Here is a 13,195-nt window from a genome sequence, read left to right as displayed (position 1 = left end):
GGCGGTTATTCACCCCAGCAGCCGGAACGCATCGACATCCACCATCCCCTTGTCCGAGATCTTCAGATGCGGGATGACCGGGAGCGGCAGGAAGGCGAGTTGCAGGAACGGTTCCTCCAGCGTGCCGCCAAGCGCGCGGGCGGCCTTGCGCAGTTCGTGCAGCGTGGCGCGGACGCTCTCGAAGGGTTCGAGGCTCATCAGGCCGGCGACGGGAAGCGCGATCTCGCCGGTCACGCGGCCATCCTCGACGACGACGAAGCCGCCCTTTATTTCGCCGAGACGATTGGCGGCGTGGGCCATGTCATCCTCATTGACGCCGACGACGCAGATATTATGGCTGTCATGGCCGACGGTCGAGGCGATCGCGCCCTTCTTCAGCCCGAAGCCCTGCACGAAGCCGTTTGCGTGGTTGCCGTTCTTGCCGTGGCGCTCGATGACGGCGACCTTGATGATGTCGCGGATGAGGTCGACGCTTGTCTGATTGCCGTTGACGGGAAGGCGGAAGCGGCGGTGCTCGGTGATGATCTTTCCCGGCATGACGCCGATCACCGAGGTTTCGCCTTCCGTCACCGGCACGCCGAAATCCGCGGCCTTGACGATGCGCGCCTTGACGCTGTCGAGGCCGACGGGCGCCACCGGCCTGCGGGTCGCAAACAGCGCGTCGGTGACGCGGCGGCCGGCGGCGAAGACCATATCCGCCTTGCAGCTTTCCAGGCTGTCGACGACGACGAGATCGGCACGCCAGCCCGGCGCCACCAGGCCGCGATCGCTGAGCCCGAAGGCGCGGGCAGCCGAGATCGATGCCGCCCGATAGATGGCGAGCGGCTCGACACCGTGCTTGATCGCCGTGCGGATCATATGGTCGAGATGGCCCTGTTCGGCGATGTCGAGCGGATTGCGGTCGTCGGTGCAGAGCGCCAGGAATGGCGACAGCCGCTCGGTGATGATGGGCATCAGCGCTGCCAGGTCCTTTGAAACCGAGCCCTCGCGCACGAGGATATGCATGCCCTTGCGGATTTTTTCGAGCGCCTCCTCGGCGGTGGTCGCCTCGTGCTCGGTGCGGATGCCTGTCGAGAGATAGCCGTTGAGATTTCTGCCGCGCAAGAGCGGCGCGTGGCCGTCGATATGGTCGCCCTGGAAAGCTTCGAGCTTGGCCATGCAGATCGGATCCTTGTGGATCACGCCTGGAAAATTCATGAACTCCGCAAGCCCGATGACTTTCGGATGGTCGCGATAAGGCAGAAGCGCCTCGATCGGCAGGTCCGCGCCCGAGGTCTCCAAATGCGTGGCGGGCACGCAGGAGGAAAGCTGGACGCGGATATCCATGATCGTTTCGAGGGACGATTCGAGGAAGAACTGGATGCCCTCGGTACCGAGCACGTTGGCGATCTCGTGCGGATCGCAGATGACGGTGGTGACGCCATAGGGAAGCACGCAGCGGTCGAATTCATGGGGCGTGACCAGCGAGGATTCGATGTGGAGATGGGTGTCGATGAAGCCGGGAACCACGATCCTGCCGGAGATGTCGATCTCCTCGCGGCCGGCATAGGTCTCGCACGTCCCAACGATGCGGTCGCCGCAGATGGCAATATCGGAGGCAACGAGTTCGCCGGTGACGAGATCGAAGTACTGTCCGCCCTTGAGCACGATATCTGCGGGCATGCGGCCGACGCCCTGGTCGATCATACGTTCGAGTTTGGCGCTCATGGCATTCCTCGCATGCGTTGGTGATTCGGCTTTGCCCCTCACCCTAGCCCTCTCCCCGTTTTACGGGGAGAGGGGACTGCGCTGAATTTGCCGCTACGTCCTCGCTCCCTCTCCCCGGCTGCGGGGAGAGGGTGGGGTGAGGGGCAATTCGCCCTGAGACCTCAAATATTGCTCTGCAGAATCTCCCTGAGCTTGCCGAATATCTCGTCGATATGGTGTTTCTCGACGATCAGCGGGGGCGAGAGGGCGATGATGTCGCCGGTGGTGCGGATGAGCAGTCCCTTCTCGTAGGCTTTCAGGAATGCCGTAAAGGCGCGCTTGGTGGGTTCGCCCGCGATCGGTGCCAGCTCGATGGCGCCGATGAGGCCGGTGTTGCGCAGGTCGATGACATTGGGGCAATCCTTCAGCGAATGCAGGCCGTCCGCCCAGTAGTCGGCGAGCTCGGCGGCGCGCGTCAGCAACCCCTCCTCCTTGTAGGTGTCGAGCGTGCCGAGCGCTGCGGCGCAGGCGATCGGGTTGCCGGAATAGGTGTAGCCGTGGAAGAACTCGATCATGTGCTCCGGGCCGTTCATGAAGGCATCATGAATTTCCGACGTCACGAACACCGCGCCCATCGGGATGACGCCGTTGGTCAGGCCCTTGGCGGTGGTGATCATGTCCGGCTTGACGTCGTAATATTGCGCCGCGAACGGGGCACCGAGGCGGCCGTAGCCGGTGATGACCTCATCGAAGATCAGGAGAATGCCGTGCTTGGTGCAGATCTCGCGCAGCTTCTGCAGGTAGCCCTTCGGCGGAATGAGGACGCCGGTCGAACCTGCCACCGGCTCGACGATGACGGCAGCGATCGTCGAGGCGTCGTGCAGGGTGACGATGCGTTCCAGTTCGGTCGCCAGATCTCCGCCGTGTTCCGGCTCACCGCGGGTAAACGCGTTCTTGTCGGGAATGTGCGTGTGGGGCATGTGGTCGACGCCGGTCAACAGCGTGCCGAACATCTTGCGGTTGGAAACAATGCCGCCGACGGAGATGCCGCCGAAATTGACGCCGTGATAGCCGCGCTCGCGGCCGATCAGGCGGAAGCGCGAGCCGTCGCCCTTCACGCGATGATAGGCTAGCGCCACTTTCAGCGCGGTCTCGACCGATTCTGAGCCGGAATTGGTGTAGAGCACGTGGTTCAGGCCTTCCGGCGCGATGTCGACGAGACGGTTGGCAAGCTCGAAGGCCTTGGGATGGCCGAGCTGGAAGGCCGGCGCATAGTCGAGCTCGCCCGCCTGCTCACGGATAGCCTCGGTGATCTTCGGCCGGCAATGCCCGGCGTTGACGCACCACAACCCGGCCGTTCCGTCCAGCACCTGCCGTCCGTCATGCGTCGTATAGTGCATGTCCTTGGCGCCGACGAAAAGCCGCGGTTCCTTCTTGAACTGGCGGTTCGCGGTAAACGGCATCCAAAAGGCGCGCAGGTCGTTGGGGGCATTCAGGCGGTTGGACATTCTCTACTCCCCGGCCAATCGGTGGCCGTCTCCGGGTGGCGGGCGGAGCGTCCGCGCCTTCATGCATGCTGAAAGCGCAAGAGTTGCGGCGAGGTTCTACGAACCGGGGCGCCCATTGCGCGCTCGTTGCGAGCGCGCGGCGCTCCTGCGCCTTTATATTGATCGCCCGGTGAAACTATCAGCCGACCAAGGCGCGTCAAGACGAGGCCGGAAAATATAGGGGAAAGCTGGAAATCTGCGGCGCTGGTCAGACGAACGGGCGCGGCGCCCGACAGTAAAAAGCCGGCGAACCTAACGGTCCACCGGCAAGCGATGAAAATAATTGGTAATAAAATCAGCGAGTTCGAAAATACCGGCTCGCCTATCTCGCCCCGGCTGATAGCATTTCAGCGTTGCTTCGGTAAACCGATTTGGTCTTTTCGGCCTGAAAAAATTCACCTTCGCAATAAATTTCTTCCAACGTAGCTAAAACCTTGATCACAGGCTCCGATGCACTGGAATAATAAATGGTCTGTGCGTCGCGACGCGTCGTAACCAACCGCTGCGCGCGAAGTTTCGAAAGATGCTGAGAAAGGGCAGACTGGCTAAGACCCATCTTAGTCGCCAAAACGCCGACGGGAACCTCCCCTTTCACCAGGCAGCAGAGAATGAGAAGGCGCTTGGGATTCGCCATCGCAGATAGAAGCGCTGCTGCTGACATTGAATGATCTTCTAAATTTTCGATTTTCATATTCAATCTCTCTAAAAATATATCTGAAAATAAAACGATATATGCAGTTCAGGCTTAGGCAGGTTAAATATAGCAAAGAATATGAAAGATTGTATATTCCTAAATTTGGGGTAGTGCCTATATTAATTTAGACCTGTAAGAATCAGTATATTCGAGCCGCTCGATTGCTTGGTCGAACTCGAAACGATGGATTTTCTCGCCGGAGAGAAAGTCAAAACCGGCCGCGTCTACATCGATTATTCGCCAGTCTTCTGCCAGGTGGCCCTTGATTCTGCTGGAAATAACGCCGGCAATGTCCAAGCGGTGGCTTTGCAGATCGGCAATGATCGCTTCGGCGCCTGCCGCGATCGCTTCGCTCGCGGGCGAGCTGATCTCGAAATCCTCACCCGGTATCACATAGGCTCGGCCGAAACCGCCGTTGAGGCTAGCGCTACGTGGTTGCAACCGAAAGAAGCAAAAATCCGGAAAATCGATGTAGAGCGAGGCCTTCGGATGGCGGCGCAGGAAGCGAGCGCGCGTCCGCTGATGGCCTGGGCTTTCCCGCTCGACCCGCTCGGCCACGCACTGCACGCCGAGACGGGGATGGGCGAGCGGATCTCCCTTGCCCGGTTCGCCCACAAGCAGCGAAGCGCGTGGATCCGCGGTCAGCGCCTTGGTGTGCGCCGAAAGTGCTGAGACGAGGATGACGGGAACGCCATCGATGTCGGTGCCGATCAGGGCGCGGCTGGCGGAAGGGAAGCCGGTCTCGGGGTCGATGACGGCAAGCGCTGCATGTCGGGCCGAGCGCAGCAGGATGCGCGCGAGCTTGCGCGCCTCATCATCGGTTTCACGCAGGACGGACGGCTTGTCGTTCATGGTCGTTCACGCTCTCCTCGGGCGCCCGAATACGAACGGGCGGCAAGGCGCGTTCGCATCGTCGGCAATTGTCCGACATATGCGCGATCCCGTCCGAAAACCAGTGCCTTGTCCGTGCTGTCTGCGGGTTTACCCAGCTACGCCTGTTCCTTGCGCCGGTGGCTGGTGAGCCCCGCCACGATATCCTGCGCGGATATCGTCCCGATGATCGCGCCGTTGTCGACGACGCCGATCGTTCCCGGCTGGCGGGAGAGGGCGTCCAGAATGTCGACGAGGGGCGTGTCCATGCGGGCGGTCGCCGTCACGGTATCTCCGGCGGCCGGATGGCCGAGACCGGGCTGCATGACGTCGCGCGCGGTCAGCATGCTGATGGGATTCATGTGCTGGACGAAGTCCGCGACGTACTGGTCGGCGGGGTTCTTCACGATGTCCTGCGGCGTCCCGCATTGGATGATGCGGCCGCCTTCCATGATCGCGATCCGGTTGCCGATGCGGAAGGCCTCGTCGAGGTCATGGCTGACAAAGAGAATGGTGCGCTTCAGCCGCCGCTGGAATTCCAGCAGTTCGTCCTGCAGCCGCGTGCGGATGAGTGGGTCGAGCGCCGAAAACGGCTCGTCCATCAGAAGCACCGGCGCGCCGGTCGCAAAGGCCCGGGCAAGACCGACGCGCTGCTGCATGCCGCCGGAGAGCTCGTTGACCTTGCGGTCGGCCCATTTCGTGAGATTGACGAGTTCCAGCTGTTCGCCGACGCGCTTCTTGCGCTCGGTTTCGGCAACGCCGGCAAGCTCCAGTCCGAAGCCGACGTTGTCGGCGACGCTTCGCCATGGCAGAAGCGCGAATTGCTGGAAGACCATCGAAACGGTGTGCATGCGCAGATCCCTGAGCGATCTGGCCGAACAGCCGTAGGGATTGACGGGGCCGTTCGCGGTTGCCACCGACACGTCGCCGCGCACGACGGGCGCCAAGCCATTGACCGCACGCAACAGCGTCGATTTGCCGGAGCCGGAAAGCCCCATCAGAACGAGGATCTCGCCTTCCTCGATGGAGAGCGAGGCATTGGCGACACCGAGTACGAGACCGGTCGCCGCGCCGATCTCGTCGCGCGTCTTGCCATGATCGACGAGGAAAAGCGCCTGCTCCGGCCGATTGCCGAAGATGATGCTGACATTGTTGAAAGTGACGGCCGTGCTCATGCGCCGTCTCCCGCGTCGGAGGAGCGGAACATGCGGTCGAGGATGATCGCGAGGATGACGATGCAGAGCCCGGATTCAAATCCCTTGGCGACATTCACCGTATTCAGCGCGCGCACCACAGGCACGCCGAGGCCGGCGGCGCCGACAAGGGCGGAAATCACCACCATCGACAGCGACAGCATGATGGTCTGGGTCAGCCCCGCCATGATCTGAGGGGTGGCGAAGGGAAGCTCGACCTTCCTCAAGACCTGCATCGGGGTCGCCCCGAAGGATTCCGCCGCCTCGACCAGCGATGGCGGCGTGGAGATGATGCCGAGCCGCGTCAGCCGGATCGGCGAAGGGACGGCGAAGATGACGGTGGCGATCAGGCCCGGCACGGTGCCGAGGCCAAAGAGGATAAGCGCCGGGATCAGATAGACGAAGGTCGGAATGGTCTGCATCAGGTCGAGGATCGGCCGCATGAAGGAATAGACCCAGGCGCGGCGGGCAGCCGCAATGCCGAGCGGCACGCCAATGATCATGCAGACGAAAGTGGCGGCGAGCACAAGCGCCAGCGTCTCGGTCGTCTCCTTCCAATAGCCCTGGTTCATGATCAGCAGGAGACCAATGGCGGTCAACACGCCAACGATGATCGAGCGGCGGAGCCAATAGGCGATAAGGACGATCGCGGCGATGACGACGAACGGGTTCGGCGCCTGCAGGACGAAGAGCAGCGCATCGATGACGTGTGAGAGGATGTAGGAGAGCCAGTTGAAAAACCACTCCCCATTGGAAGTCAGCCAATCCACGAACTCTTTCGCCCATGGGCCGATCGGGATGCGATAGTCGGTTATCCAGTTCACGTGCTTGGCCCGCTGCTAAGAGGGATCGGATGGATCGGCTGAACGTGAAAAAAAGGGGCGGTCGTGCCGCCCCTTACCTGTTGATCAGAGGCCCAGCTTCGTCTTCACCGCCGCGACGGCGTCGCCGCCGTCCTTGGTGGTAACGCCGGCGAGCCACGGTGCGACTGCCGCCGGGTTGGCCTTCAGCCACTCGATGGCGGCCGCGTCCGGCTCTTTTCCGTCGTTCTGGATCTTGCCCATGATCTCGTTTTCCATCGTGAGCGAGAAGACGAGGTTTTTCATGAGCGTAGCGACGTTCGGGCACTCCTGCATGAAGCCGGCGCGCACGTTGGTGTAGATCGTGGCTCCGCCGAAATTCGGCCCGAAGGTATCGTCGCCGCCGGTCAGATAGGTCAGCTTGAATTTCGTGTTCATCGGATGGGGTTCCCAACCGAGGAAGACGATCGGCTTGCCTTCCTTCTCGGCGCGGGCGACCTGTGCGAGCATGCCCTGCTCGGAGGACTCGACCAGTTCGAAGCCCTTCAGATTGTCTTCGTTCTTGTCGATCAGACCGAGAACCAGCCGATTGCCGTCGTTGCCCGGCTCGATGCCGTAGATCTTGCCGTCGAGGTCTTCCTTGTGAGCGGCGATATCCTTGAAGTCCTTGATGCCGAGGCCGGCACCCTTCTCGTTGGTCGCGAGCGTGTACTTCGCTCCTTCGAGGTTGGGGCGGATGGTCTCGACCGACTTGTCGTCGGTAAAGGGCTTGATGTCGGCGGCCATGGACGGCATCCAGTTGCCGAGGAAGACGTCGATATCCTTGTTCTTGAGCGATGTGTAGGTCACCGGAACGGACAGAACCTTGATATCGGTCTCATAGCCGAGCGCCTTGAGGATGACGGAGGCGGTGGCCGTCGTCGAAGTGATGTCGGTCCAGCCGACGTCGGAAAAATGCACGGTGCCACAGCTTGCCGGTTCTGAAGCCGAGGCGGCTCCCGCGACGAACAGCGAAAGGGCTGCGGCGAGGGACAATGTCGTCGATTTCATTTTTATCATTGTGTAACTCCCAGTCGAACATTCCCAAGCAATCACCAATACCTTAGATTTTCAAGCTACTTCCGCTTGATTGCGGCGCTTTGCCGGGGCGGATTGCGACGCGCGCGTTTTTGTGACGCCAGCCGACCGCGTTTCCAGTATTTTCTGTGGTTTTCGCCCGCCCCACCTTTTCATGCCGCGCCCGAACTTTCATGAAACGGGGGAAGGAGAATGCAATGGCGAAACTCTATTTTCACTACTCGACGATGAACGCCGGGAAATCGACGATGCTTCTGCAGGCGTCCTACAATTATCACGAGCGCGGCATGCGCACGGTGATCCTTATCGCCGCCTTCGACGACCGCGCCGGGCGCGGCATGATCTCCTCGCGTATCGGTCTGTCGGCCGAAGCCATTCCCTTCGAGGCAGGCGACGATCTCTTCGCCGTGGTCGAACGCCTGCACGCCGAGGCGCCGGTCGACTGCGTCTTCGTGGACGAGGCGCATTTCATGACGCCAGAGCATGTCTGGCAACTGGCTCACATCGTCGACCGGATGAACCTGCCGGTCATGACCTACGGTCTGCGTACGGATTTTCGCGGCAAGCTGTTTCCCGCCTCGCAAGAACTGCTGGCGATCGCCGACGAACTGCGTGAAGTGCGCACCATCTGCCATTGCGGCCGCAAGGCGACAATGGTCGTGCGCCACGACGGCGAAGGGCGCGTGCTGCACGAAGGCGCCCAGATCGATGTCGGCGGCAACGAGAAGTATGTCTCGCTCTGCCGGCGGCACTGGGAAGAGGCAATGGCTGAAGGCTGACGAGGCGCGGCATCGCAAATCCATCGATTCCGATTTAAGGAATTATGCAGTAGTCTCGCTCGCAGTAACCGGAGAGTGCGTTTCATGGCCGCAGCCCTGTCGTTCGAGACGGAAATCCGCGATGCGATGGTGACGCTCGACTTGGCGCTCAAGGGTGCGGATGCCGCTGACGCCATGCTGGAAGCCCATGCAAAGGGCAAAGCGAGCCTCGAGACGATCAATTTTCCGCGGGAGGAGGGGCTGCTACGCGAAGCCGCACGTCTGATGGAAGACTGGCAGTCGCGAATAGGCAGGCTGCTGAGCGAACTCGACGAAGCGACGGCGGCCGCGCATCTTCGGTTCGAACGACTGTTCGACGTCAACGCCGGCGAGGAGACGCGTCCGCCGCTGCACAGGCGGTTCGCCCTCAGCCGACCGACACCCGAAACGATCCTGGCCGAGATCAAGGGGCTGCTCGTGATATCGGCCTCGCTCGACCAGACGCTGAAGGGTTTGCGGCCGCTCGTCATGCGCCGGCAAAAGGCCTGCGAGGGACATCTGGTGCGGATCATCGAGCGGCGCCGGAACCTGGATTTTCGGATCGAGGAGGCGCAACGCCACGTCGATGCGCTGAAGCCGAAGATCGCGGCGCGGTCGCAGCGTATCGGGACGGTGCTGAGCACTGAGCGCGCCGCGGCCATCGAAGAAAACCATGAGGCGCTCGTCGCCGAACAGCAAGCCTTGATCGCGAAGCAAGCCGAGTTGCTGCCCGAACGACAAACGCTCCGGCGGCTGATACCGACCTACGAGGGCTTTGTGGAAAACCTGAACGCGCAGGTTCGCGTCCTCAATCTGATGAAGGCGAAGCTCGATACCGACATCGAGCAGCGCATCGCCATCATGAAGGCGGTGTTAGCAAGCTCCACAGCATTGCCGGACGCGTTGCCGCCGGCCGTTACCGGGCTGATCGAAGCCTACGACAACAATCCGGTCGCCGGCTACAAGGTCGAGGAGCGCAAGGCGCGAGCCGATGCCGCTTTTTCCCGGCCGCCGCATAAATGGCGAGGCGAAGTCGTTGACGACAATCCTGGCGGGGCAAATGTCGAGGCGGCTTCCGAGGCGAATTGAGAACCGCGTCGCGAAATTTGCAAGAGGCGGTTGCCGAGACGGCTGCGAACACATATCTGGGTTTATTCGGGACGCGACGGCCGCAACAGCGCCGAGCGTCATCGTAACATTTTGAAGTTGTGCATAATCGCCAGCCAGCAAGCCCCGAGGAGACGCGCATGCTCAATCCGATCGTTGCCTTTTTCGAACGGATTTTCCGCGCTATCGGGCATGGTTTAGGCTTGGCTGCCGCCGGGTTGCTCTGGCCTTTCCTTGCAGCGCACGGCTGGTATCGCCGCCGTGCCTGGACGATCCAGCTGCCGATCGCCGCCTTCGTCGCGCTGCTTGTTGTGCTCTACGCCTATTTCATCTGGCAGACGCAGTCCTGGCGCGACTTCGACCCTAACTATGTCGACCGCTTCAAGCTTGGCGAACGTCAGGCCGTTGCGGGTCAGGAGCTGCCGCCGGCTGCGAACGCCGCTGGGGCCGCCGCGCCGAAAACCTGCCAGACGTCCGCCGTCGTCGACGTCACCTCCGACCTCATCGACTTCAACGTCAATCGCAATGCGTGGATTTCGTCGATGCTGCTCTACAAGGTCGGCTTCTTCGGAATGGACTGGGATCGCACGCCCTTCCTCGACAACAAGGCGGCATTCCAGCGCGGCGTCAACCAGGCGATCCGGCGCACCTCCGTGGAGCTGGTGGATGCGCTCGGCCGCGTCCGCGGCACCTCCGGCATCAATGCCGACCTGCAGAACGCGCGCGGCAACCTGCAGTTCGACGAGTCCAGCTGGTACTTCGGCCTGAACCCCTTCGGCCCAAAGACGCCGACGCCTGCCTACTATCGCGCCGCGATCCGCAGTCTGGCGAAGTTCAACACCGATCTCAGCCTCTGCAACGCCACCTTCGACAGCCGCGCCGATAACCTGATCGAATTCGTCGACCGTATCGCCAACGATCTCGGCAGCACCTCGGACATTCTGGCGGAGCGCTCCGAGAAGCACAATTTCGGCTGGTTCGACACCCGCGCCGACGACCGGTTCTGGTTCGCCTATGGCCAGCTCTACGGCTACTATGGAATTTTGAGCGCCGCCGGCGCCGATTTTTCGCGGGTGATCGCCGAGCGCAATCTGGGCACGCTTTGGGCGGATACCATGCGTCAGTTCCAGGCCGCCTTGCGCATCCGGCCGTTCATCATCTCGAACGGGCGTGAGGATGGCTGGATCATGCCGAGCCATTTGGCGACGATGGGTTTCTATATCCTGCGGGTGCGGTCCAATCTGGTGGAGACGCGCGTCGTTCTGGGCGGCAGGTAAGGCCGCCCGGCCGACGTCCCGCCAGCCCCTCAGCTGATGAGCTTCAGCCGAATGGTCTTGGCGACGAGCTGCGTGCGGTTGACGCAATCGAGCTTCTTCATCGCGTTGTTCATGTAAGCGTTGATCGTGTGGTCTGAGAGCGAAAGGATCCGTCCGATTTCGACCGACGTCTTGCCCTGCGCCGTCCACCGGACCACTTCGATCTCGCGGGTCGACAGCGGATGCGGCAGCGCCTTGCCGTCTGTCTTCACATAATTGTAGGCGTCGACCGCCTGCAGCACGATCATATGGAGTTCATTGATCTCGCTCTGGGCGAGATTGCCGCGGTTGCCCGAGAAGTTGAAGATTAGGTGTTGACCGTCACCGTCATAAGCCGGGCAGATAACGCCCATCTGCATGTCATAGGCGTCAAGCAAATCGCTCAAAGCAGTCGGCATTTCCATGTCAGGGTAGGGGCGTTTGTCCCTGTTGTGCCAGATGCGCGGCACGACCGACCTGTGAATACGCGCAATGGACATGGTCGCCATGTGACCCGCGTCGAATGCCTCGATGAAGCTTGCCGGCAAGGATGACGCGATGATCAGATCCGCGAGTGTCGAGTTGTCGACAGTCGGCGCACGCAGCAGCGAATAATAAGTTAAGCCGAACGCAGCGGTCAAACGTGCCATCGCCAAGGCGAACGCGTCATCGCCGCGCGCCGAGGTAAACGCCGTTGAAAGCAGGGATTGTCGTTCGGCGGTGATCATATAGGACATATTAATACGTGCCCAAGTTGCTACCGCTATCACATAACGAATTCGTGAAGGAATACTAGCTGCAATTTCTTACTACCGCTAACATGACTTAATTTTAATATATGTTCATAATGATATGATAAGCGCCGCCGCGCCTTGAGATATCTGCATGCGTTGCCCTTGAGTACGCGTTGAAGTTGATATAAAAAGCAGCGCTCTTTGGGCTAGCCCGCCTAATAGCTTGCCAATGCAAGTGGTGATTGCTATCGATTAGGCTGCGGTCATTTCGGGGCGTTCGGTATTCCATGTGGCTGGGTCGTGTTTTATCGGTATTTTTTGGCAGCAACGCGTGCGCAGGATTTCTTGCCGCGTTGACGTTTGCGTTGCCGGCCGCGGCGGCCGCGCGCAGCGCTGATCCCCTCGACGGTCCCATGCAGTTCGTGCTGGCGCACGGTGACGCCGGATTTTGTCCCGCCGACGGCAGCTGCCCCGAGTGGATCGTCGCCGAGGGCCAGATCGTCCCGAACACGGCGACAAAATTCAAGCGGTTGCTCGCCAAGCTCGGCGACCGGAAACCGCCGATCGTCATGCGCTCGCCGGGCGGCGATGTGACGGCGGCTCTGGAGCTTGGTCGGCTCATCCGCAAAAACGGACTATCGATCGCGGTCGGCGGAACGCGCGCGCGCGACTGCGGCGTCGACGACCCGCTCTGTGCGGCCGGACGCGAAGCCGACGGTTCGATCCGGGGAGCGACCTATTCCAGCGACGGCGTATGCTTCTCCGCTTGTCCCTTTGCCTTTGCGGGCGGGGTGCGCCGCGTCGCCAGCCCATTCACCTATCTCGGCGTTCATCAGATCACCACGACGTACGACGAGGTGCGCGTCAAATATCGGACCGAATACCAGGTCGTGAACGGCAGGCGGCGCGTCGTCGCCAGCCGCGAGGTCGGGCGAAAAATTGTCGGCCAGCACACGACGACCAAGCTTTCGAAGACGATGCGCAAGAAGCTGCTCGCCTATTTCAAGTCCATGGGGGTCGAGCCCGCCATCCTCGACATGTCGATGAGCGCAAGCCCACGGTCCATCTACCTGATCCCCGAGATCGAGGCGGCCGCCATCCACCTGACGACCGAATTTGCTTCCGCCGACGACCTCGTCATGGCCGGGCCCTGTCTAGCCGGACGTGCGCTTTCAAGCTGCCTGGCAGAGCGTTGGGCGCCGACAGCGCCGGCCGTTGTCGCGCCGGTTCTTGTCCCTCCCGCGCCGTCGCAGCTCACGGCGCAGCCACCGTCCAATACGCCGAACAGCTGACGGGCCGGCCGCGATCGCGGAATGCGACTGCCAGTGTGTCTCTGCGGCAATGCTGAGTAACAGTTGCCGACTGATCGGCTACGCGAACTAAAGAAAAGACAGG

General features: G+C 61.4%; 12 protein-coding genes. 4 read left to right on the top strand and 8 right to left on the bottom strand.

Features of this window, described 5'->3' with window-relative positions; all coding sequences use genetic code 11:
- Positions 1-9: 9 nt before the first annotated feature.
- From ade to AB4048_RS02000, 7 genes are all read right to left on the bottom strand, one after another.
- On the bottom strand, positions 10-1,707 hold the full coding sequence (gene ade, locus AB4048_RS02030; protein WP_442200247.1) for an adenine deaminase: 1,698 nt from the start codon (positions 1,705-1,707) through the stop codon (positions 10-12).
- Positions 1,708-1,868: 161 nt separating this feature from the next.
- A complete protein-coding gene (locus tag AB4048_RS02025; protein WP_442200246.1) occupies positions 1,869-3,194 on the bottom strand; it encodes an aspartate aminotransferase family protein in 1,326 nt (441 codons plus the stop codon).
- A gap of 361 nt (positions 3,195-3,555) precedes the next feature.
- On the bottom strand, positions 3,556-3,924 hold the full coding sequence (locus AB4048_RS02020; RefSeq protein ID WP_442200245.1) for an ArsR/SmtB family transcription factor: 369 nt from the start codon (positions 3,922-3,924) through the stop codon (positions 3,556-3,558).
- A 117-nt stretch (positions 3,925-4,041) separates the two neighbouring features.
- Positions 4,042-4,779: a HugZ family pyridoxamine 5'-phosphate oxidase gene (locus tag AB4048_RS02015; protein WP_442200244.1), complete on the bottom strand. Its 738-nt coding sequence runs from the start codon at positions 4,777-4,779 to the stop codon at positions 4,042-4,044.
- A 137-nt stretch (positions 4,780-4,916) separates the two neighbouring features.
- Complete coding sequence (choV, locus tag AB4048_RS02010; protein ID WP_442200243.1) at positions 4,917-5,972, bottom strand: choline ABC transporter ATP-binding protein; 1,056 nt, start codon at positions 5,970-5,972, stop codon at positions 4,917-4,919.
- Positions 5,969-6,814, bottom strand: a complete 846-nt coding sequence (choW, locus tag AB4048_RS02005) for a choline ABC transporter permease subunit (protein WP_442200242.1) — start codon at positions 6,812-6,814, stop codon at positions 5,969-5,971. The genes choV and choW overlap by 4 nt, the downstream gene beginning before the upstream one ends.
- 84 nt (positions 6,815-6,898) lie before the next feature.
- Positions 6,899-7,849, bottom strand: a complete 951-nt coding sequence (locus AB4048_RS02000; protein WP_442200241.1) for a choline ABC transporter substrate-binding protein — start codon at positions 7,847-7,849, stop codon at positions 6,899-6,901.
- Between the two features lie 215 nt (positions 7,850-8,064).
- Between AB4048_RS02000 and AB4048_RS01995 the strand changes: the two genes are divergently transcribed.
- The 3 genes from AB4048_RS01995 (at position 8,065) to AB4048_RS01985 (ending at position 11,048) form a co-directional block, all read left to right on the top strand.
- Positions 8,065-8,646 (top strand): thymidine kinase, encoded by a 582-nt coding sequence (locus AB4048_RS01995; RefSeq protein ID WP_442200240.1) that lies wholly within the window; start codon positions 8,065-8,067, stop codon positions 8,644-8,646.
- A gap of 84 nt (positions 8,647-8,730) precedes the next feature.
- Positions 8,731-9,753: a hypothetical protein gene (locus AB4048_RS01990; RefSeq protein ID WP_442200239.1), complete on the top strand. Its 1,023-nt coding sequence runs from the start codon at positions 8,731-8,733 to the stop codon at positions 9,751-9,753.
- Between the two features lie 158 nt (positions 9,754-9,911).
- Positions 9,912-11,048 (top strand): DUF2333 family protein, encoded by a 1,137-nt coding sequence (locus AB4048_RS01985; protein ID WP_442200238.1) that lies wholly within the window; start codon positions 9,912-9,914, stop codon positions 11,046-11,048.
- A gap of 29 nt (positions 11,049-11,077) precedes the next feature.
- Here the strand turns inward: AB4048_RS01985 and AB4048_RS01980 are convergent, their stop codons facing one another.
- On the bottom strand, positions 11,078-11,803 hold the full coding sequence (locus AB4048_RS01980; RefSeq protein WP_442200237.1) for a helix-turn-helix transcriptional regulator: 726 nt from the start codon (positions 11,801-11,803) through the stop codon (positions 11,078-11,080).
- Between the two features lie 350 nt (positions 11,804-12,153).
- Here AB4048_RS01980 and AB4048_RS01975 point away from each other — a divergent pair, with 350 nt between their 5' ends.
- A complete protein-coding gene (locus tag AB4048_RS01975; RefSeq protein ID WP_442200236.1) occupies positions 12,154-13,092 on the top strand; it encodes a hypothetical protein in 939 nt (312 codons plus the stop codon).
- Positions 13,093-13,195: the final 103 nt, after the last annotated feature.

The sequence above is a fragment of the Rhizobium sp. RAF56 genome (genome assembly GCF_052113965.1).
Lineage (GTDB): Bacteria > Pseudomonadota > Alphaproteobacteria > Rhizobiales > Rhizobiaceae > Rhizobium.
This window is presented reverse-complemented; position numbering and strand designations above follow the sequence as displayed.

Excerpts from the sequence above, each read along its gene's own strand:
- ade (WP_442200247.1), bottom strand. The coding sequence starts at position 1,707 with ATGAGCGCCAAACTCGAACGTATGATCGACCAGGGCGTCGGCCGCATG.
- AB4048_RS02025 (WP_442200246.1), bottom strand. The coding sequence starts at position 3,194 with ATGTCCAACCGCCTGAATGCCCCCAACGACCTGCGCGCCTTTTGGATG.
- AB4048_RS02020 (WP_442200245.1), bottom strand. The coding sequence starts at position 3,924 with ATGAAAATCGAAAATTTAGAAGATCATTCAATGTCAGCAGCAGCGCTT.
- AB4048_RS02015 (WP_442200244.1), bottom strand. The coding sequence starts at position 4,779 with ATGAACGACAAGCCGTCCGTCCTGCGTGAAACCGATGATGAGGCGCGC.
- choV (WP_442200243.1), bottom strand. The coding sequence starts at position 5,972 with ATGAGCACGGCCGTCACTTTCAACAATGTCAGCATCATCTTCGGCAAT.
- AB4048_RS02000 (WP_442200241.1), bottom strand. The coding sequence starts at position 7,849 with ATGATAAAAATGAAATCGACGACATTGTCCCTCGCCGCAGCCCTTTCG.
- AB4048_RS01995 (WP_442200240.1), top strand. The coding sequence starts at position 8,065 with ATGGCGAAACTCTATTTTCACTACTCGACGATGAACGCCGGGAAATCG.
- AB4048_RS01990 (WP_442200239.1), top strand. The coding sequence starts at position 8,731 with ATGGCCGCAGCCCTGTCGTTCGAGACGGAAATCCGCGATGCGATGGTG.
- AB4048_RS01985 (WP_442200238.1), top strand. The coding sequence starts at position 9,912 with ATGCTCAATCCGATCGTTGCCTTTTTCGAACGGATTTTCCGCGCTATC.
- AB4048_RS01980 (WP_442200237.1), bottom strand. The coding sequence starts at position 11,803 with ATGTCCTATATGATCACCGCCGAACGACAATCCCTGCTTTCAACGGCG.